Genomic DNA, 20,670 nt, shown 5'->3' on the forward strand with positions numbered 1-20,670 from the left:
TCTACTAGCAATATAAAGCACAAGTATTGAACCAAGTAGTTTGGAGGTTATCGGTTCTTGAACTGCTGCGATTATTGGTTGTAAACAAACACGAAGGTACTCTTCAGTTTCTGGAGGATAAGATTCCTTCAGGGCAATTAGAACCAGATTGTTTACTACAGACATCAAGATCGTTGCTATCGCAAAGGGGAGGAGATATACCGAGGTGAATTCTGCAGCGTTCCCGATAGAATTCCCTACAGATGATCGTCGCTCCCACATATTGTCTAACTCCCAAGAATCCGAGTCATTTCAATATTCTACGGATGTGGTATAATCATTGTGCTGAGTATGCGCCTTCCATCTTGCAGGGGTGTCTTGCCAAGACTCAAACAAGCAGACTATATGGGGATATTTATGACACGCTGAGTGCCTAGCTTAACGACTGAAACAAATCCCCTACTGTCAGCCGTCAGCTCCACTCAAAACGACGGTCACTCGACAACCTCGACGTCGAACATGCTTCGCCAGCGGTAGCGTCGTCCGCCCCAGACGAACGTCCGTCGTGCCAGTGCATACACGAACAGCGGGAGGTTACCCACGGTGGCCGGGACCGCCAGAAGGAACGTCCAGCGCCGGATGCCGAAGGCTGCGTACACCGCTCCGTACGTCGCTGTCAGCCCACCGATCGTCAGTAGCGGAGCAACGACGAGTGCAGCGACGATTGCGAACAGTGCACCGAGGTTGAACGCCGTCAGCCCTGGCGCGTGAAACCGGGTCAGTGAGATAAACCGGACGTACCGCTCCAGGGACTCCCGCGTGGTTCCGCCGGCGGGCACCACACGGACGCGCTTGACCGTCGTCACGTCCAGATGCTCCCCGAGCGTGCCATCGTCACTGACCGTCCGGGTCAGATCCGTCCGGAACGCCGCCACGTCCAGATCATCGCACTCGAAAATCACGCCACCACCCCAGGCGACGTCACCGAGCCACGTCATCAGAGTGCCACCGAAGGCATTGGTCGGTTCGAGCAACACCGAAAGCGGGTCCCGCCCGCGGAAGAAGGGGACTTCAGAGACGGGACCGTTCGCGTCGTAGTCGGCCGAGAGCCGCTCGAGCCAGCCGTCCGGGTGCTCGAAGTCGTCGTCGGTCCAGACGATCCGATCATTGTGCGCTCGCTCCATGCCGACGTCGATCGCGTTGGCCTTCCCGGAACACCCGGCTGGTTCGCCGGCCGGAATTACCGATACGGACGCGGGAATGTCCGTTCGCTCTGAGACTGGGTCGCTCTCGTAATCACAGAGAATGAGGAGTTCGTCGCCGTCCTGAAGTTGGTTTGCCACTTGCCCGCAGGCCGGCGTCCAGGTCGTCGTCGGCAACAACACCGAAATAGGCGGCCGCTCCATACTCGAGCCACGACGACCGTATTGCAGTAGCTACCGGAACCGTCAGGTGCTGCCGGTTGCGCTCCTACGCCAGCAGCGTCTCGATCGCACCGGTCAGGACAGTCGCCGCCCGTTGAATCGAATGCCGATCGACGTACTCTCGGGGCGAGTGAGCGACCGGCCCCTCGTCGTCGCTCAGTTCACCCGGACCGAAGACGACAGTCGGTGCAAGGTCGGCGAACTGCGCGGCTTCGGTCGCTGCACCGAACGGGCGAACCTTGCCCTCGCTGGCTTCCTGTAGTACCTCGACGATCCGTGCCCCCGTGTCCGTCTCGAAGGCCTCCGGGAATGGCGTCTCGGGACGAACCAGTTCGACGTCAACGCCGATCTCGACAGGGAGGGATTCGACGAGGTGTCCCTCCAGGGCCGCCGGAAACGCCTCGCTCCGTTTGGGCGGAACACTCCGACGATCGAACGTAATCGTGCACTCGGCCGGCACCTGGTTCGGTGCCTCGCCCCCCTCGACCATCGTCGGCGTCAGCGTGGGTTCCCCAAGGGTGTCGTGTGGTTCGGTCTCGTGTTCGTCGTCGAAGCGGTCCATCGCCTCGATCGTCGGGCCGACGGCACGGAGGGCGTTGGTCCCGTCTGCCGGATTGCTCGCATGAGCACTCTCACCGCGGAGCGTGATCGTCCCCTCGAACTGCCCGCGAGCGGCATAGCAGACGTCCAGAGCAGTCGGCTCACCGACGATCGCTCCATCGACGGCGAGTGTCTCGGCCAGGTGGGCTGCGCCAGTTTGAGTCGTCTCTTCGTCGGGTGTCACTGCCAACGTGACGCGCCCGTCGCCAGGATCGGCGTCGAGGAAAGCACCGACCATCGCGGCCAACGGCCCCTTCGCGTCACACGAACCGCGTCCCCTGACGAACTCGCCGTCGCGTTCGAACGGCACGTGTGGCGGTACCGTGTCGAGATGGGTATTCAACAGCAGGTGTGTTCCGTCAGCACTGCCCCGGTGGGCGATGACGTTCCCGGCTTCGTCGATGTGGGCACTGACACCGGCGGATTCGAGCGTCTCGACGAGGAAAGACTGCATGTCAGCCACCGACTCGTGGGACGGTGTCTGGACCGCCCGTTCGTGGAAATCGAGACCATCAAACGACATCACTCACGCTCCGACTCTGGCGCGCCCGAGGCCTGGTCTTCGACGCGAGTGACGTCGGCCATCGTCTCGCGACGACGAACAACCCGTGCGCTCTCACCGTCGATTGCGACCTCAGCGGGGCGGGGCTGGGAGTGGAAATTGTTCGCGAGTTCGTAGCCGTAGGCCCCGGCGTTGCCGATCGCAAGCACGTCACCACGTTCGGGCCGTGCGACCGGCCGATCAGTCGCGAAGACATCCGCACTGGTACAGCACGGGCCACCGATCGAAGCGGGCGCTGGCTCACGATCAGGGTCGGAGATGTTCCGGATCGGGTGGTAGGAATCGAACATCGCCGGCCGGATGAGTGTCGAAAGCGAGGCGTCGACGCCGACGACGGTCGCCTCCGCAGTCTCCTTGATCGTATTGACCGTGGTGAGGATCAGCGCCGCGTCGGCGACAACGTACCGACCAGGCTCGAACTTCACCGTTGCCTCGAGGTCGCCGATCGATTCGCGGACTGTCTCGGCGACGGCTTCGATATCGAGTGGCGGTTCGTCCTCCCGGTAGGGCACACCGAAGCCACCGCCAAAGTCGACGAACTCCAGATCGCTGTCACCGACGTCGCGAGCCAGATCGGCAACCGTGCCCAGGGCGCGTGCGTGGTCGTCAACCTCGTCCGTCAGCACACCACTGCCTACGTGGGCATGAATTCCGACGAGGTCGAATCGGTCCCGAAGATCAGCGGCGAGTTGGGGCACGCGGTCGTAGGGGATCCCGAACTTGGCGTCCTTGCCCGTCGCGACCTTCTCGTGGTGGCCGGTCCCGATACCGGGGTTGACCCGGATGGCGACGCGGCCGTCGTAGCCACGCGCTTCGAGGCGATCGAAGGTGTCTTCGGCACCGCCGGTGATCGTGAGCCCTGGATAGTCTTCGGCCAGGTCGACGGCGTAATCGAGGTCTTCGGCGGGCGGATTGACCGCCGTGTACTGGAGGGTGTTGGGGTCGGCGCCCGCTTCGATCGCCCGCTGTAGTTCGCCGCGAGCGGCACACTCGACGTCGGCACCGACGTCAAGCAGCGCCGAGAGAACGGCCCGCCCGGTGTGGGCCTTGGCGGCGTACATTACCTCGGCATCGGGAAATGCGGCATCGAAACGACGGTAGTTTGCCTGAACACGGCCGGGATCGAGGACGTACAGGGGCGTCTCGTGGTCGGCAGCGAGATCGAGCAAGCGGTCGTGGTCCCACTCGGAAAGTCGACGGACTGGCGGTGAGTGACTCATTGGGGAAGACACGGGAAGGGCAATAACAAGGATTGCGCTTCAGGGTACCCAGCCCACGATCGTTACTCCCGCAACGCGTCCTCGCGCTCGGCACCCTCTAGGGTCTCTTCTTCGACGTGCGTCGCGACGACTGCCGGCTTGAACGCCCCACCGTCGAACAGATCGTGCTCGCCGATCGAAGACTCGACGAAGCGCTGGAACGCTCGCCGTTCCGGTGGCAGCTCGCCGTAGATGATCACTTCATCGACAAGATCGTACACGGGAATGCGGGGCGACAACAGCGTGTTCTCGCCGACCACCGAATTCTCACCGACGACGAACCCCGAGGTGACGCGACTCCCCGCCCCGAGTGCGACGCCGTCCTCGACGATTACCGGCGCGTCCTCGACCGGTTCGAGGACGCCGCCGATGACGGTGTTGGCACCGAGTTTCACGTCCGCGCCGATCTGGGCACACGAGCCAACGACATCGTTGGAGTCGACCAAGGTCCCGTCGCCGACGTTGGCGCCGATATTGACGAAGGCGGGGCTCATCAAGATCGCGTCCCTACCCACGTAGGCACCGCGTCGGATAACCGTCCCGTCGGGCGTGTTTCGCGTTCCACGGTCGCCGAGATCGGCCGTCTCACGGAGGGGAAGGACATCGTGATACGTCACGTCGCCGTACTCGCGGGGCTGTGTCTCGCGCAAAGCGAAGTTGAGCAGGATACCCTGCTTCACCCAGGCGTTTGCTTCCCAGGTCCCGTCGCGTTTCTCGGCGGCTCGAATCTGGCCGGCTTCCAACGCTTCAAGAAACCGGTCGAGGGTGGCCTGCTGGTCTTCGGTGAGGTCCGCTGGGGCGAGGTCGTCCGATCGCTCCCAGAGCGTCTCGACGTCGGCTTGCAGACTCATGTTAGCCCTCGATTACGTCCCCGAAGGTATAGAATCCCTGATCGCGGCCATCGAGCCAGACGGCAGCATCGAGTGCGCCAGCGGCGAAGACGCCGCGATCCTCGGCGCGGTGGGTCAGCGTTAGCACCTCGTCGTTGCCGGCGAACATGATCTCGTGCTCGCCGCGGACGTCACCGGCCCGTCGGACGTGGACACCGACCTCCCCATCTTCACGCGGTTGTATCCCCTCACGGCCATAGGTCTCCTCGAAGTCACGCTCCTCGGCGAGGGCGTCGAGGATAGTCTCAGCGGTGCCGCTTGGCGCGTCCTGTTTCCCGTTATGGTGGGTCTCGGTCAGTTCGGTGTCATAGCCCGGGAGCGCGCTGGCGGCCGCCCGTACCGTCTCCAGCAGCGCCTGAATGCCGCGCGCGAAGTTCGCTGCTTTCAGTACCGGGACGTCTTCGCTGATCGCTTCGAGGGCGGCACGTTGGTCGTCGGTCAGCCCCGTCGTGCCAGTGACCAACGGGACGCCAGCCTCACCACAGGCGTCTGCCAGGGAAGCTGTCGCGGCCGGGACCGAAAAGTCGACCATCGCGTCGGGTTCGTGGGTCGCCAGTAATGCTGGAACGTCCGCGGGGTCGTGGACAGGTTTCTCGGCAACCATCTCGGCGTCCGCGTCGTCGATCGCGACGACGACTGCCACGTCCTCCCGATCGGCCGCTGTCTCGATAACCGTCCGTCCCATGCGTCCGGCCGCGCCGGAGACGCCAATGCGGATCATATCCGTCGCTCCGTGCTCGGTCCCGGAATGACTATCGGTCCGTCGTCTCGACTGGTGTCTCGACATCGATGGGCTCGAGAGCCCCAAGCGTCTCTTTGAGGTGCTTGCGGTGGTGCTCGGACAATCGCGTCAGCGGCGATCGAAGCACCGGCGAACCCAGACCCCGCATCGCCATCGCTTCTTTGACCGGAATCGGGTTGGTTTCGACGAACAGCGCACGGGCAAGCGGACCGAGTTCGTGGTGGAGTTGCCGAGCGCGTTCGAAATCCCCAGCCAGCGCCGCACCGACCATCGCACACGTCCGGACCGGTTCGACGTTCGCGACGACGCTGATCGCACCGGTCGCACCGATCGACAGCATCGGGACCGTCAGCGGATCGTCGCCCGACAGAATCGCAACATCCATCTCGCGGGTCCGTTCGATGATCTCAGAGATCTGCCCGAGGTCTCCCGAGGCTGCCTTGAACGCCTGAATGTTCTCGTGTTCGGCGAGTGCGACCGCGGTATCGGGCTCGATGTTTCGGCCCGTTCGAGAGGGGACGTTGTAGACGATCTGTGGGAGATCGATTGCAGCAGCGATCGTCCGGTAGTGGTCCAACAGCCCCTGTTGTTCGGGCTTGTTGTAATACGGCGAGATGAGCAAGAGGGCGTCAGCGCCAGCGTCGGCTGCTCGCCGTGACAGCGAAAGCGCTTCCTGGGTGTTGTTCGAGCCCGTTCCGGCGATCACGGGGACGTCCGCAACGGCGTCGATAACGGCCTCGATAACCTGGACGTGTTCGTCGTGGGAGAGGGTCGCACTCTCACCGGTAGAACCGACGGGGACGAGTCCATCCACGCCCGCCGCTTCGAGACGCTTTGCGTTGGCCCGGAGTTGCTCGAAGTCGATACTTTCGTCCTCGGTGAACGGTGTCGTCATCGCCGGATAGACACCCTCGAACGGCGGTGGCGCTGTCATGGACGGGTGATCGCAGTGGACATACGTGAATCTACGGGATCGACACGCGAGCGACAGCGTTCGACGAACGCGGGAAAGGGGGTTGGGCTTCGAATCGCGACCGAGGAACGACGTGTGGCTGTGATTTGGGTTGTGTTGAGTAGCTACTCCCGGGACGGAGCCGGCGAATTCGGCGGCGGAGACGGATCGACGGTCCCGCTGACGGTCTCCCAGTCAGACATCGAGGCCGAAATCGACCGTCTCGGCGTCTGCCTGGGCGCGGCGGCTGGCCGCCTCGAGGTCGAAGTCTCTGAGGATCTCACCGTCCCGGAGGAGTGGTTCGAGCAGGGATTGGCCGTCGGCCGGACCGGCCCGGCCTGCGAGCCCGACCTCGTGGCCGCCATCGGGCGTCCGGTAGACGGCCTTTTTCCCCGAGAGTTTCCCGCGTTTGGCGACGGGCTCGCCCTCGATGTCGACGATATCCAGCGCGAAGTCCTTCGGGTCGGCATTGCTGACGTAGCCGCCGACACCGAAGCCATCGGCGACGTCACGGAGGTCCCACAACGTCTCGGGGTCTAGGCCACCACTGAGGAAGATGTCGACGTCGTCGTGACCGCGGGCCTCAAGTTCCCAGCGCACTTCCTGGACGATTCGCCGGAAGTCACCCCGTCGGGAACTGGTCGTGTCCAGCCGGATGCTATCGAGGTCGTCGATAGCTTCGACGGCCCGCAGCGCTTCGTCGACTTCATCACTGTAGGTGTCACACAGTGCCACTCGTGGCACGTCTGGGCCGACTGCCTCGTCGAAGGCTTGCCAGGCGGCTTCCTGGTTGCCCGGCCCGAAACAGATCACCAGCGCGTGTGGCATCGTCCCACCGGCCTCGCGTCCGATCACGTCACCGGCGGCAACGTTCGAGATGCCATCGAGGCCACCGAGCAGGGCGCTGCGCTCGATCATCGCCCCCAACGAGGGATGGACGTGCCGAGAGCCGAAGCTCAAGACGGTCGCGTCGGGCGCAGCCAGCCGGGCACGTAAGGCGTTGGTTGCGACACCGGTCGGATGTGAGAGAAAGCCCAGCAGGGCGGTCTCTAACTGGGCAAATGCCCGATACCGCCCCTCGATGCGCATGACTGGCCCGTGATCGAACAGCTGGCCCTCGGGCAAGGCATCGACGTCGACAGGATGGCCTTCGAGCAAGTGGGCTGCATCTTTCAGTCCAGCCAGCACCGACCACTCGCCGGTCGGGAACTGGTCGGCCGAGACCTCCGCGACGACGGTGGGATCCTTGCCAGCGTGTTCGAGAGCTTCCATGGTCCGGTCGAAGTAAGCGTCCGTCCCTCGACCCGACGCGATCGCCGACGAGGGCACGATGTCGAACGGCGACTCTTCGGTCATGGTGTCGATCGCTTTGGGCCCCACAGCAAAAACTTACCCGTCCCGATCGCGCCACACAGCAAGCCCAGCTATCACACACAGACTGAACACAGCCCCGGTAGCGACGAATCCAGGACCGCTGGTGGTCGTGGGTGGCTGGGCGGCGGTCCCGTTGCTGGGAGGGGTCGTCGCCTCGGCACTCCGAGCAGCGCCGGCCCTGACTGCCGACAGCGCAGTGACGTTGGGCGCGTTGACGATCACGAGCTGGTCGCCAGTCTGATCGAGATAAAACGCGTCGCCGAACGCCTTGTCCTCGGGGATCCAGTAGGTGTCTCGGTGGCCATCGACTGGCTGGGCACCGTAGTAGGCAAGCAGGTCCGTATACCCCTGGGCAAACTCGGCGGCGTCTGCCTGGCTATCCCAGGCCGTCTTCCAGACGTAGCCCGTCTCGTTGGTCGTTGCGGAATCGTTTCTCACGTAGGGGTATAGCCGGTCGTTGTCCCAGCCGTTCGTGACGTCGAGACCGTAGTTGAGTGGATCGACACTGCTGACGTCACCGCGAGCCGTGAAATTGTAGATCGCAAGCGGCCCGACGACGGGTGTCGCCGTGCCACCACTGGCGAAGACCGGCCGCATGAACATGGCACTGAGGCCAGCCTGGCCGAATCGAGCGTACTCGGGGCTGCCATTCCCGAGATCAGGGACGTGCCAGGCGGCCGCGCTGGTGTCGGTGAACGTGAGATTGTGCGGCCGTTCATCGGGGTACATCTCGGGGTGAATCGTCTGCTCGGTCGAGACCGGGAGCTGCTCGTAGACGTCGTTGACCGCATCCCACCCGCCCGTGGCGCGGATCTCGGTGACGAAGGCGGGACCGTCGCTGTAGGGCTGGTACTGAGTCAGATAGACGCCGTAATTGATAGCTGGCTCACTGTCGCCCTCGCGATCCGTCTCGCCGTCGGCACCGTCCGTGCCGGTCCCGGACTGGAGACAGTCCCACTCGGCCACACAGCGCTGTTGGTACAGTCGATCGACGAGGTTGGCATCACCTTCGACGATCCCATCGGCGGCGTTGTGTCCCTCCTGTGTCGGCCGGTCGAACGAGAGGTCGAACCGCTGGTCCTGCAGGGCGTGAAACAGTTCCTGTGAGAGGGTGATCTCGTCCATTTTCGGGACTGACTCGTTTGCCGAGACGACGACGATCTGCTCGTTGGCGGGCGAGTAAAACCCACCCACGGTCGCCGACTGTGTCGACTGGTAACCAGCCACCGCATCCGTGTCTTCGCCGATCGAAAGCATCGCCTCCCACTTGACGTTCTGGTGGAGGCGATTGGCCGTCGACGTGTTCGGCGTGCTCGCGTTCGTTCCCCACTGGTCGCGGTATGTGTCTCGGGAAACGACGTCGACACTCACCGTCGTCTCGAACTCCAGGCGCCGAATCTGCTCGACGCGGGCCATCGACCGGGCGACGACGGCCTCGAGTTCCGAGTTGTTCAGCCCGTCCTCGGGCGTCACGTCGAGGGTCTCGTTGTACCAGTAGCCGTTCTCCCACCCGAGACGATCCGACGAGGGGTCCGACTGGGAAGCGTCTCCAAGGGCAGAGTCATTCGCCCCAGCGGGCGAGTCGATTGCCTCGCTGTCGATTCCCGGTGTGGCCGCGACCGAGGCGGCTGTCGGTGCGACGGCCGTCCCCACCACCAGAGCGGCTATCAGGGCGGCGACGAGATGACGAGAGACCATACGAACGATGGGCGCGAAGGCCTTACAAATCTCTCGGAGTCGTGAAAATAAACGACGGGCCAGGGGGTGATGTGTCTGCTCTTATCGGTGGCGAGTGGCGATCCCAACTAGCCCAACGACGGCAAGCAACACTGTGAGGACCGTGAATCCGTCACCGGACGTTGTCGTGGTCGTGGACCCGGAAGCCTCAGTCGGCGTCGGCTCACCGTCGGGAGCGGCGCCGTCCCTGACCGCAGAGAGGTCCTCGACGCTTGGCGCGTTGACGACCACCAGTTGGTCGTCAGTCTGGTTGAGGTAGAACGCGTCACCGAATTCCTGCCCGTCTGGAATGCGGTAGGTCCCTATCCGGCCGTCGACGGGCTCGGCACCGTTGAACTGGAGGAGTTCCTCGTAGGCGGTCTGGAATTCGGTGGCGTCCTCGGGCGAGTCCCAGGCCATCTTGTAGACGTAGCCCGTCTCGTTGGTCTCACTGGATTGGTCGGTGACGTACGGGACCAGTTTGTCACCGTCCCAGCCCGCCGTGACGGTGTGGTTGTAATCGTACGGATCGAACTGGTCGACCCCGCCGTCGGGAGCGTAGTTGATGTGGTTCTGTAACGGAACGATCGCAGTCATCCCCTGGGTCTGGAATGCAGGATACCACAGCGTCACGTACAATCCCGCCTCGCCAAACGAGGCGTAATCGACACTCCCGTTGGTATCTACGGGCCGCCACCGCTCGTCACTCCGGTCTGGGACAGATACGTCAGTCGGCTCGTCCTCGCCGTATTTCTCCGGGTGAATCGTCTGCTCGGTCGAGGCCGGTGGGTTCTCGTAGATCGCGTTCACCGCGTCCCATCCCCCGTCCTCGCGGACTCCCTCGACGAAAGCCGGGCCGTCGCTGTAGGGCTGCAGGAGAATCTGATAGAGGCCAAGGTGAGGCTGGAAGTCAGAGGGCGTGTCCTGTCCCGACGGTTCGAGACACGTCCCGTTCCAGGCTCCATCACAGCGTTCCTGATAGAGGTGATCGACGTAGTTGCCGTCACCTTCGATAATACCGTCTTTGGCGTTGTGTAGTTCCCGCGTCGACTGGTTGTAGGCAGAGACGTTGAATCGCTGGTCCTGCAGGGCGTGAAACAGCTCCTGGGAGAGTGTGATCTCGTTCATCTGTGGCGTCTCCGTGTTCTCGGAGACGATCTTGATTTCGCCCGTCGAGGGATCGTAGAATCCGCCGACGCCACCCGCGCGGTTGCTGGCCTGGACCGCGACGGCATCCGTCGACTCGTTGATCATGAACAGGGCCTCGTACTTGACGTTCTGGTGAAGTTCCTGGGCCTCGGTCGTATTCGTCGTCCGGTTCTCGACGCGCTGTTGATAGTCGTCACGACCGATGACCTCGACCGGCGGTGTCGTCTCGAACTCGAGGCGACGAATCTCTTCGACCCGAGCCATTCCACGGGCGACAACGGCCTCGAGTTCCGAGTCGTTCAGCCCGTCTTCGGGCGTCACGTCGAGGGTCTCGTTGTACCAGTAGCCGTTCTCCCAGCCCAGTACGTCCTCGTCGGGATCGGGTGGCTGCTGGTCCGCAATGGGGCTCGCATCCGTGCCAGCAGCCTGCTGGGACTCGTTGAACGTATCGTAGGCAGGGCCAGGACCAGCGGGACCGGGACCGATCGCCCCAGCCACCGGCACGCCGACCAGTGCGACTGCGACGATGACCACGACCACTCCAGTTCGGGAAACCATACCGTCTCTGGGAGTGAGAGCCTTACAAATCTCCCGGTAGTCGCAGTCGGAAGCCGAAAATATGACCCGATCAGCGTCGACCAGCGGCGACAAATCCGAGAAGGGCAAGCAGCGCGGCCACGAATCCGAGCCCGGGGCCGCTGGTCGTCGTGGCGTCGGTGGGCTGCTCAGTGCTATCACCAGCGGTGGTCGTCGAGGGCGGCGTCGCTGTCGTCGTCCGGGTCGTGGTCGCTGTTTCGGTCGGCGTTTCTGTCTCCGTCGGCGTCGGCGCTGCACCCTCCGGGGCAGCCCCCGAACGTACGTCGGACAACGCCGGCACGCTGGGCGCGTTGACGATCACCAGGCGATCGGCCGTCTGATTGATGTAAAACGCGTCACCGTAGGTCTTCTCGTCGGGGATCCGGTAGGTGTTCTCGTGGCCAGCAACTGGCTCCGCGCCACGGTATTTGAGGATCTCGACGTAAGCGTCTTCGAAGGCTGTCGCGTCAGCCTGGCTGTCCCAGACCGTCGACCAGACGTAGCCCGTCTCGTTGGTCTCGCTTGACTCGTCGGTCACGTACGGTACCAGTTTGTCACCGTCCCAGCCGTTGGTCGCGTCGGCATCGTAATCGTAGAAGAACGGCGATTGAGCACGAAGCGACTGATTGAATGGCGCTGATCGGGGCATGACGACCGACATACCGGACTCGTAGCTCGGGAACCACAGCATCGTGTACAGCCCCGCTTGGCCGATCGTGTCCGCTGCCGACTGGCCATCGACGGTGAGCGGCTGCCAGCCGGCACTGCTCCGATCGGGCACGGCCACCGTCTGGGGCTGGTCCGAGCGGTACGTCTGGGGATGAATGACTTGCTCAGTGCTGGTAGGGAAACTATCGTAGGCGTCGTTGACAGCGTCCCAGCCCCCGCGTTCACGCAGTGTAGCGACAAACTCGGCCCCGTTGCTGTACTGGACGTAATTGAGGATGGAGAGACCCACAGCCGCATCCGAGAACCTCTGGCCGCCGCCGGTTGCCGGCGTGACACACTCCCAGTCGGCCCCACAGCGCCGTTCGTACAGATAGCCCACGTGGCTGGCGTCACCCTCGATCAGTCCTCGGCGGGCGTTGAACGCGTCCGTCGTCTGATTGGTTCCCCGGAAGGTGACGTTCAGTTCCTGGACTTGCAGCGCGTGGACGAGTTCGTGACCGAGTGTCAGCTCCGAGAACGATGCCTGTCCTTCGTCGACGACGATCGTGACGTCACCGGCCTGTAAGTCGAGTTGCGGCACGGACTGTGGGACCACGAACGCGGCCGCAAACCCACTCTGGCGTTCTCTGATTGCAGCCGTCGCGTTCCGATCTTCGCCCCGGAACCCGAGGGCCTCCAGTTGAACGTTCGCCGACAGCGGATCGACCGCGAACGATTCGGCGTACGCCGCGTAGGAGCTTCGATTGATGAAGTTGAGGTCGACTGGTTCGTCGAACTCCACGCCGCGGATCACCTCGACGCGGGCCATCGTCCGGTTTAACAACCGGGACGCCTCTTCCCTGTCGATCCCGTCGGAAGCGTCGACGTTGATGGATTCGTTGTACCACACGCCGTTCTCCCACCCAAGCCGATCCGACTCCGGATCGGGCGGGCTCGCCACAACGGCCGCTTCCCCGTCAGCCCCCACTGCCACGGATTGATCGTCGAACTGTGCCGTCGAGACACCTGCCTGTGTCGCCCCGACCGTCACTGGTTGGAGAGCCAGCATTGCAACAGCGAGGACAGCCAGGAGTTCTGTGCGCTCGGCTCGCATGATGTAAAGCTTGCTTTACCAATAGTAATAAGTATTTTCCTTATTGTCGCGTTTGATTGCTTTCGCCGGGCGCGCATGTTTCGTGGTCCCAGCGTGCAACGACTCGTGGAAGGTTGTGAGCCAGAACCACTAATGGCCACACTCCCGAACGAGGAGACGACAATGACATTCGAACCGGGCCGGACTGCCATCGTCGTGGTCGACATGCAGAACGGCTTCTGCCACCCCGACGGGAACCTCTACGCACCGCCGAGTGAGGATGCGATCGAACCGTGCGTCGAACTCGTCGATCGGGCGCGTGCTGTCGGCGCGTCCGTCGTCTACACGCGGGACGTACATCCACCCGAGCAGTTCGAGGACGCTCACTACTACGACGAGTTCGACCGCTGGGGTGAACACGTCCGCGAAGGCTCTTGGGACGCCGCGCTCGTCGATCCACTGGCCGACCGCGAGGCAGACCTGACCGTCGAGAAACACACCTACGACGCCTTCCACGAGACCCAACTCGACGGCTGGCTCGAAGCCCACGGGATCGACGATCTCCTGCTCTGTGGCACGCTGGCGAACGTCTGTGTCCTCCACACCGCAGGTAGTGCCGGCCTCCGGGACTATCGCCCCGTCTTGGTCGAGGACGCTATCGGATTCATCGAAGACGACCACCGGGAGTACGCACTGGATCACGCTGACTGGCTGTTCGGTGAAGTGACCGACCGGGATTCGGTCACCTTCGCCTGATGATCCGTCGCTTCCAAACAGGTGACGGGCCAGGTGTCAGGCGCGTGTATCACCGGGCGCTCGCGGATGCAGGCACCGATCCGGCCGACGTGCCGGGTAACGCAGATCTCAACTGGGTCGAGGAGACGTATCTGCGATCCGACGGGGCGTTCCTGATCGCGGAACGGGACGGAAAGATCGTGGCCTGTGGCGGCCTCCTCGTCGACGGAGCGGCCGCCGAACTCATGCGGATCGCCGTCGATCCGGCCCAGCAAAACGAGGGGCTGGGGACTGCAATCGTCGACCGCCTCGAAGACATCGCCACCGACCGAGGGTGTGACCGGATTACCCTCACGACAGCGGGGAGACAGATTGCCGCGACCGAATTCTATCCGGATCGTGGCTACGAGCGAGTCGCGACGCGAGAAACGAACGGCTACGAATTACTCGACTTCGAAAAGGCGCTGTAACCGCTCAGTCGTCCCGTTGGACGGTCCCATCCGGACCGATCCGACTCACTCGCTGGCTGCCGTCGAACGTCTGTGCCACCAGCGACACCTCGACAGTCTCGCCCGGACCCAGCGACCGCATCGAGCCGTTTTCCCGCTGGGCGTCCGGATACGAGTGGGCGGGGTGGGCCGTCGTCGGTTCCAGCCCAGCCGTATAGTTGCGCCCCCAGAACGGTGCGGCCGCGAGACCACCGTAAGGCTGCCAGTACCACAGTGACTCGAAGTGCTCGGCCGGCCACCGCAAGCCAAAGCCAAGGTCCAACGCCGGATTCGTCACCGCGTACCAGCCTTCGTCCAGCTCGTGCAGGTACGCCATGTCGTTGATCTCGGCGTCGGTCGGCGGGAATTGCGAGAGATCGACCGACTCACCGTCGGCGCCGGGCGCCACTGGCCACTCGAAAGACGCCTCACTCTCTAGCCGGTGGTTCTCGGTTCCGGGATCGTACGCTTCGACGTAGCCGCGCTCGGCGGAGACGTCCAGGCGGGCTTGGGGGCCGATCAACGGTCGCCCCAGCGTGAGGTGCTGTTGGTGGGCGTACTCGACCGTGACGTCGCCCTCGTTGGTGATCGACTCCTCGATCTCGAGGGCGGCCTCGCCGGCCCGCAAGGTGAGTTCCCGCCGCACGGTAAACGGATAGCGCCGAAGCGAGGTCGTGAGTTCGAGTGTCACCGCGTCCTCGTCGTCCCGGACGATCTCGGCGTCCCACTCCAGGAGTGCCGTTTCGCCGTGGTGGTCGTAGCGCCCGCCGGGGAATTCGAAGGGACCGCCCGCTCCAGGAATGTTGAGTTGCCAGCCGCCAGGGTAGTATTCATCCCAGGTACCTTCGATCGAAGGCAGGGCGTTTGGCGGGGCCGACCACTCGTGATCGGCGTGCCAGAGGACGTCGATGTCGGTCCGCTTGTCCCGGAATTCGACGATATCACCGCCCTTGCCCTGCAGGACCATCACCCGGAGGTGGCGATTTTCGAGGATCGAGGCGTCGATCCCCTGATACTGGTAGGCCGTCGAGATTCGCGGTCGCTTGTTCCACTCGTCCATGGCGAAAGCCGACGACGGGTATTGTCTAAGAGTTTATGATGATCGGCGGCCGGGGAACAATCCAGTAGCTTGTCGCGTCTGTCCTCGAAGATCGAACCCATCGAGAGGGAGGCGCGCCACCGGACTCCGGGACACTTAGGGTCGCGGGGTGCTCAGTCGGGGCATGCGCATCCGGAACGCGACGCTGCCCGACGGACGACAGCGGGACGTCCACATCGAGGGCGAGCGGATCGCGGCCGTCGCCGAAGATCTCTCCGATCACGAAGGCCGGACGATCGATGCATCGGGGAAACGCCTCCTCCCGGGAATGATCGACACCCACGTCCACTTCCGGGAGCCGGGCGACAGCCACAAAGAGACCTGGACCAGCGGGTCCCGAAGTGCCGCCGCCGGTGGTGTCACCACGGTCGTCGACCAACCGAACACGACACCGCCGACGATCGACGGCGACGCCTTCGACGAGAAAGCGTCGATTGCCGAGTCCTCGCTGGTCGATTTCGGCCTCAACGGCGGGGTGTTGCCGTCGTGGGACCCCGAATCGCTCCTCGAGCGGCCGGTGTTCGCGCTCGGCGAAGTGTTCCTCGCGGATTCGACCGGCGATATGGGGATCGACGAACGCCTGTTCCGTCAAGCACTGGCCAAAGCCCAGCGTCAGAACGTGCCCGTCACCGTCCACGCCGAGGATGCCAGCCGGTTCAACCGGGGGGCCCAGGAACGGACCGACGCCGACGCGTGGTCGGCCTACCGGGCGGCCCGCGCGGAGATCGCAGCCGTCGAGCGCGTCTGTGAACTGGCCGAGGAGTTCGACGTCGATTGCCACATTGCCCACGCCTCGACGCCGGAAGCGATCGACGCCGCCGGGCAAGCTGGCGTCAGTTGCGAAGTAACCCCGCACCATCTCTTTCTCTCCCGATCGAATCTCACCGATCTGGATACCTTCGGGCGGATGAATCCCCCGTTGCGCCGCCAGAAGCGCCGTGAACGCGTCTACGATCGCGTCCGCAACGGGCAAGTCGACATCATCGCCACCGACCACGCCCCACACACGCGCGAGGAGAAAGACACGGGTATCTGGGACGCCCCCAGCGGGGTCCCAGGCGTGGAAACAGCACTCCCACTCTTGCTCGAAGAGGCCCGCCGTGACCACCTCACGTACGAACGAATCCGGGACCTCACAGCCGCAAACCCGGCCGCCCTCTTCGAGCTGGCAAACAAGGGCCGGATCGCGCCCGGATTCGACGCCGATCTCGTCCTCGTCGATCCTGAAGACACACGGGAGATTCAGGGCGAGGCGCTCCACACCAACTGTGACTGGACGCCCTTCGAGGGCTGGCAAGCCGTCTTCCCCGAGTGGACGATGGTTCGGGGTTCGATCGTCTACGAGCGGACGGAAGACGGCGAGCAATTCCACGACAACCAGGGCCGGAACGTCAGGCTGGCCCGACCCACGGCGGACAGCCAGGCAACCCCCACGGAGGAGGCTGAGCCATCGGCCAGTGACCAAGCCCCCGATCCTGTCGAAGAAGACGAGTCGGTCGCCGGTGAAGACGGCGAGCCTGCAGACGAGCCAGTCGAAGCCGACGGTGGCGGCGAATCGACGACCGAGCCGGGCGACAACGCGGGCGAGGACGCCGACAGAGCAGTAACTGCTGAGAAGTCAGACAACTGAGAGACTCCCAGCGTCCGAGTGCTGCAGGCCGGTCAGCTGTGAGGGTGTACAATCGGCAAGTGCGGCAGTACTGGGCAGACAAGGGGGTGCTGATTGCGGTGAGGTCAGTGTTGTTTGGTGCAATCGTCGTGCGAGATATGGAGGGTGCATGCAACGAGCGCCGAACTCACGAACAGTGAAACGATCGCTTGGACAGACAACGAGAAGGCGTTCGACGGGACTCACAACACCCGTACCCTGTAGCCTTCAGCGGCAGTTTCGTCGGTGACTCGGCCGGCCTCAAGCGCGGCGTCGAGGACTTCGGTAACGAACTCTGGAGGGACTTCGACGCCGATAAAATCGGCCCCGTCGCGTCCCGTTGTCAGTCGCGCCATCGTTCGGTTCGTCCCGTCGTCGTTGTAGATGCTCCCGACGCGTACGCCGTCTCTGATAAACCGTAGCGTCACGTCAGTCGGCTCGATCGAGTCGAAGTTCACCTCGAACACCCGGTCCTCGCCGTCAATTCGAGCGAGCAACCGTCCGTTATGTTCGGTCACAGTCGTCTCCATACCGCTCGTAGGTGTCCGAAGTACATAAGACCTCACGCAGAGTGACAGGTCCGTCTGTGCGGAGTGAGCACTCTGTGTGTAATCTGTGATCGGGCAGGACCGCTTGCTGTGGATGCTGGTAGCTGTGGATCGAGTTACGTCCCGTAGTCACCCACTGGTCGTGGCACAGACACGCCCTGCATCGCAGAAAGGTATCGGCAAACTCCAGACTGTTGAGGAGCTCATCGATACTCGATACCCACGCACCGTTTTGAAATCGGTCGGCCGACAGGAAACATGCCTCGTGAACGGTTCCAAGACGCCCTCGTAGCTCGATCGAAACCGCACACAGCAACTGGCGTCGGCGGAGCACGCTTTGCGTTCGAGAACCACCAGTTAGCGTCTATCCCTGAGCGGTCTGGACTGCAGATCACTCCTCGCCGTCGACCTGAAAGGAGTGTCCACAGTCGGGACATTCGACCTCGTCGTGGCGAAGCGCCGCACTGTGTTCCCGGACTTCCCGCATCACATCTGAGATCTGATCTTCGGCTTCGAGTTCCTCGTCGACGCTCAACTCGACGCCCTCGACCTCCAGCAGGAACTTCGCGACCTCCGTGGCCTCGTACATCACCTCGTCGAGTTCGTCGGCGGTGAAAAAGTCACTCATCGCCCCATAGAGGAAGGTCGCGCCGGCCATACGGACCTTCTCCTCGAAGGAGGCCCGGGCCTGGTTGACGGCCTGTGGCGTGTAGGTATCAGTCATGAACGGCACCAGTTCGGGCAGGTTCTCGCCGATCTTGGTCATCTCGACGCCAGTTTCGGTCCGGAAATCAGCACACAGGCGAGCGATCGCCCACTCCCGGGCAGTGATGTAGGTTCGTTCACGGAGGAAGTCGTTTGCGCGTTCGTAGGTCCCGCCGTCGATCTTCTGAAAGCGCTCGTAGGAACGGACATCCGCCGGCGGGTCCTGCTCGGTCGCTGTCTCGCTTGCCCGGTCTGCATCCCCGGCCGTCCTATCGGCGTTTACGGACGCCGTTTCGGTGTCCTCGTGACCCCCCGTAGCGGAGACTGGCTCGCCCGATGGCTCGGTGTCAGCCGGTTCGGGCTGGGCGCGATCCGCCGACCCATCACCGGACGGGACTGGTTCTCTGGCGGGCTCGTCGGCTTGCTTGTCGTCCATGCCAGGGGGTGTGGGCCGGGCTCGAAAAAACATGTCGGCGCCCGCACCGGGTCACGGAACGGAGAATTTTTATCTCCAACAGTAATGGGAGGCATATGAAGATTCTGCTGGGAGTCGGCGGGAGCGATCACTCCCGGCGGGCGCTCGAGGAAACCGCAGACCGCGTCCGGGAAACCGGCGACGAGCTGACCGTAGCCATCTTTCGGTCCGAAGCAGTCGAAGCACCGCTGACAGACATCGAAGCGGACGTCGACGAAGTGCTCGAAACCCACGACGTGACCGCAGAGGTAACGCGTGTCTCAGGTCACCCTGGTGGCGAACTGGTTACACTGGCCGATCAAGAGGGATACGATCGGTTAGTCATCGGCGGTGGGACCCGGAGCCCGCTCGGGAAGATTCAGCTGGGCAGCGTCGCCGAATTCGTCGTACTCAACGCAGAAACCCCGGTGACACTCATCCGATGAGCGGCGACCGTTCTTACCCCACAGACGTGTCAGGGCCGTTCCCGACGCCACCCCACGCGTTCACCGACGAAGACGGTCGGGACATCGTCGTCCGAGTCGCCGACGACCGCGAGGCACTCGTCTCGATGTACGAGGCCTTCGATCCCGAAGATCGCGCACAGGGGATCCCGCCAGTCGGTGAGGGATCGATCCGGCGATGGCTCGAGCGCGTCTTCGAAGACGAGTGTCTGAACGTTATCGCCTGGCACGATGGAGATGCCGTCGGGCATTCGATGCTCGTCCCGGACGACGAGGACGCCTACGAACTGGCGATCTTCGTGCTTGGCTCCCACCAGTCGGCCGGGATCGGCACGGAATTGCTCCAAACGCTGCTGGGCCACGGCAAACAGGACGGAATCGAGTGCGTCTGGCTGACGGTCGAGCGCTGGAACGATCCCGCGATCGGCCTCTATAAGAAGGTTGGCTTCGAGATCCGCAACACCGAGAGTTTCGAGCTAGAGATGGCGATTCGCATCGCCGACTCGTAGGGCGCTGCTTTGAACACCGCTTTCTACCGCCCATCAGACCGAAAGAACTGGCTGGCTGGCATACGAGAGAACGTAGCCAGCGACGCGACCGAGCATCGCTCCCGGCTCGTCCATCGCCGACTCCCGTGGCACGACGATGAAATCGGCTCCGAGTTCCTCGGCTGCGTCTAACACGACACTGACCGGATGGCGACTCAGCGAGGTCGAAGAATAGCCGGCAGCCGCGGACTGTGAGAGCGTGACGTCGTAGCCATCCGCACGCGCGATCTCCCGGACGGCACCCATAAACGCCCGGTGTTCGTCGGCAACACTGTCAGCAGCGATCGTCCCGGAGTCGATCCCACGCGCGATCTGATCGTCGATAACGTGAAGCACGTGGACGTCAGCCCCGTACTGATCAGCTACCGCCAGGGCGTGTGCTGCGGCCCGCTCGGACGTATCCGTCCCATCGACGGGGACGAAGACCGTCTCGATGTCGACACTCATTGTGACTACTGTGTCAGGAACCATCAAAAACCCACCGAGCGCTGTCACGGCCAGTCGGCAACGGTGCCACGCCAGCTTTATCCCGGCAGGGAGATACCTCATCTGCATGTACGATACGGTCGTGCTCGCGACCGACGGTTCGGCGAGCACTGAACGAGCGGTACGGGTCGGACTCGACCTCGTCAAGCGGTTCGACGGCACTGTCCACGGGCTGTACGTCCTCAATGCGAGCGACATCGCGGCCACGCCCGAGGCAGTCCGTCAAGACCTTCGTGACGCACTTCGAGATCGAGGTCAGGACGCACTCGCGAAGATCGCCGAGCAGGCAGACAGTGACGTGATCACGTCGATCCGAGAGGGGAAACCGGCAACGGAGATCTGTGCGTACGCCGAGTCGGTCGAGGCCGACGTAATCGTGACAGGGACACGCGGCCGGCACGGCGAACACGCGTTCTTGCTTGGCAGCGTCGCCGAGGCCGTCGTCCGCCAGTCCCCCATCCCGGTGTTGACCGTCCGACAGTTGGAAGCCGACGAACACGCCCAGCGACGCCCACAAGGGGTGGCCTGACC

The 20,670-nt window shown here is 63.4% G+C and carries 20 protein-coding genes; 6 read left to right on the forward strand and 14 right to left on the reverse strand.

Annotation, left to right across the window (positions count from 1 at the left end; genetic code table 11):
* Positions 1-473: 473 nt before the first annotated feature.
* The 10 genes from Hrd1104_RS07520 to Hrd1104_RS07565 all read right to left on the reverse strand — a co-directional run bounded on the left by Hrd1104_RS07520 (position 474) and on the right by Hrd1104_RS07565 (position 12,985).
* Positions 474-1,385, reverse strand: coding sequence for a glycosyltransferase family 2 protein (locus Hrd1104_RS07520; protein ID WP_154552173.1), 912 nt, complete (start codon positions 1,383-1,385; stop codon positions 474-476).
* Between the two features lie 64 nt (positions 1,386-1,449).
* Complete coding sequence (locus Hrd1104_RS07525; RefSeq protein ID WP_154552174.1) at positions 1,450-2,526, reverse strand: M20 family metallopeptidase; 1,077 nt, start codon at positions 2,524-2,526, stop codon at positions 1,450-1,452.
* Positions 2,526-3,785 (reverse strand): diaminopimelate decarboxylase, encoded by a 1,260-nt coding sequence (gene lysA, locus Hrd1104_RS07530; protein WP_154552175.1) that lies wholly within the window; start codon positions 3,783-3,785, stop codon positions 2,526-2,528. The genes Hrd1104_RS07525 and lysA overlap by 1 nt, the downstream gene beginning before the upstream one ends.
* A gap of 62 nt (positions 3,786-3,847) precedes the next feature.
* Entirely contained in the window at positions 3,848-4,675 is an 828-nt protein-coding gene (locus Hrd1104_RS07535) for a 2,3,4,5-tetrahydropyridine-2,6-dicarboxylate N-succinyltransferase (RefSeq protein ID WP_154552176.1), read from the reverse strand.
* Position 4,676: 1 nt separating this feature from the next.
* Positions 4,677-5,435 (reverse strand): 4-hydroxy-tetrahydrodipicolinate reductase, encoded by a 759-nt coding sequence (dapB, locus tag Hrd1104_RS07540; RefSeq protein ID WP_154552177.1) that lies wholly within the window; start codon positions 5,433-5,435, stop codon positions 4,677-4,679.
* A gap of 31 nt (positions 5,436-5,466) precedes the next feature.
* On the reverse strand, positions 5,467-6,390 hold the full coding sequence (gene dapA / locus Hrd1104_RS07545) for a 4-hydroxy-tetrahydrodipicolinate synthase (RefSeq protein ID WP_154552178.1): 924 nt from the start codon (positions 6,388-6,390) through the stop codon (positions 5,467-5,469).
* A 213-nt stretch (positions 6,391-6,603) separates the two neighbouring features.
* Complete coding sequence (locus Hrd1104_RS07550; RefSeq protein ID WP_154552179.1) at positions 6,604-7,764, reverse strand: nicotinate phosphoribosyltransferase; 1,161 nt, start codon at positions 7,762-7,764, stop codon at positions 6,604-6,606.
* A gap of 33 nt (positions 7,765-7,797) precedes the next feature.
* A complete protein-coding gene (locus Hrd1104_RS07555; RefSeq protein ID WP_154552180.1) occupies positions 7,798-9,480 on the reverse strand; it encodes an Hvo_1808 family surface protein in 1,683 nt (560 codons plus the stop codon).
* 81 nt (positions 9,481-9,561) lie between these two features.
* Entirely contained in the window at positions 9,562-11,205 is a 1,644-nt protein-coding gene (locus Hrd1104_RS07560; protein ID WP_154552181.1) for an Hvo_1808 family surface protein, read from the reverse strand.
* A 70-nt stretch (positions 11,206-11,275) separates the two neighbouring features.
* Positions 11,276-12,985, reverse strand: a complete 1,710-nt coding sequence (locus Hrd1104_RS07565) for an Hvo_1808 family surface protein (RefSeq protein ID WP_154552182.1) — start codon at positions 12,983-12,985, stop codon at positions 11,276-11,278.
* 162 nt (positions 12,986-13,147) lie between these two features.
* Here Hrd1104_RS07565 and Hrd1104_RS07570 point away from each other — a divergent pair, with 162 nt between their 5' ends.
* A complete protein-coding gene (locus tag Hrd1104_RS07570) occupies positions 13,148-13,720 on the forward strand; it encodes a cysteine hydrolase family protein (protein ID WP_154552183.1) in 573 nt (190 codons plus the stop codon).
* A complete protein-coding gene (locus tag Hrd1104_RS07575) occupies positions 13,720-14,169 on the forward strand; it encodes a GNAT family N-acetyltransferase (protein ID WP_154552184.1) in 450 nt (149 codons plus the stop codon). Before Hrd1104_RS07570 ends, Hrd1104_RS07575 begins: the two co-directional genes overlap by 1 nt.
* 4 nt (positions 14,170-14,173) lie before the next feature.
* On the opposite strand, the gene Hrd1104_RS07580 is transcribed toward Hrd1104_RS07575, so the two are convergent.
* Positions 14,174-15,247, reverse strand: a complete 1,074-nt coding sequence (locus tag Hrd1104_RS07580) for an aldose 1-epimerase (protein ID WP_154552185.1) — start codon at positions 15,245-15,247, stop codon at positions 14,174-14,176.
* 163 nt (positions 15,248-15,410) lie between these two features.
* Between Hrd1104_RS07580 and Hrd1104_RS07585 the strand changes: the two genes are divergently transcribed.
* Positions 15,411-16,916: a dihydroorotase gene (locus tag Hrd1104_RS07585; RefSeq protein ID WP_154552186.1), complete on the forward strand. Its 1,506-nt coding sequence runs from the start codon at positions 15,411-15,413 to the stop codon at positions 16,914-16,916.
* A 221-nt stretch (positions 16,917-17,137) separates the two neighbouring features.
* On the opposite strand, the gene Hrd1104_RS07590 is transcribed toward Hrd1104_RS07585, so the two are convergent.
* Complete coding sequence (locus tag Hrd1104_RS07590; RefSeq protein WP_154552187.1) at positions 17,138-17,464, reverse strand: hypothetical protein; 327 nt, start codon at positions 17,462-17,464, stop codon at positions 17,138-17,140.
* 409 nt (positions 17,465-17,873) lie between these two features.
* Complete coding sequence (locus tag Hrd1104_RS07595) at positions 17,874-18,623, reverse strand: DUF5806 family protein (protein ID WP_154552188.1); 750 nt, start codon at positions 18,621-18,623, stop codon at positions 17,874-17,876.
* 95 nt (positions 18,624-18,718) lie between these two features.
* Between Hrd1104_RS07595 and Hrd1104_RS07600 the strand changes: the two genes are divergently transcribed.
* A complete protein-coding gene (locus tag Hrd1104_RS07600; RefSeq protein WP_154552189.1) occupies positions 18,719-19,087 on the forward strand; it encodes a universal stress protein in 369 nt (122 codons plus the stop codon).
* On the forward strand, positions 19,084-19,614 hold the full coding sequence (locus Hrd1104_RS07605; RefSeq protein ID WP_154552190.1) for a GNAT family N-acetyltransferase: 531 nt from the start codon (positions 19,084-19,086) through the stop codon (positions 19,612-19,614). Before Hrd1104_RS07600 ends, Hrd1104_RS07605 begins: the two co-directional genes overlap by 4 nt.
* 33 nt (positions 19,615-19,647) lie before the next feature.
* On the opposite strand, the gene Hrd1104_RS07610 is transcribed toward Hrd1104_RS07605, so the two are convergent.
* Positions 19,648-20,100, reverse strand: a complete 453-nt coding sequence (locus tag Hrd1104_RS07610) for a universal stress protein (RefSeq protein ID WP_154552191.1) — start codon at positions 20,098-20,100, stop codon at positions 19,648-19,650.
* A 106-nt stretch (positions 20,101-20,206) separates the two neighbouring features.
* Between Hrd1104_RS07610 and Hrd1104_RS07615 the strand changes: the two genes are divergently transcribed.
* On the forward strand, positions 20,207-20,668 hold the full coding sequence (locus Hrd1104_RS07615) for a universal stress protein (RefSeq protein WP_154552192.1): 462 nt from the start codon (positions 20,207-20,209) through the stop codon (positions 20,666-20,668).
* The last annotated feature ends 2 nt before the right edge of the window (positions 20,669-20,670 follow it).

It is taken from the genome of Halorhabdus sp. CBA1104 (genome assembly GCF_009690625.1).
In the GTDB taxonomy this organism is placed as follows: domain Archaea; phylum Halobacteriota; class Halobacteria; order Halobacteriales; family Haloarculaceae; genus Halorhabdus.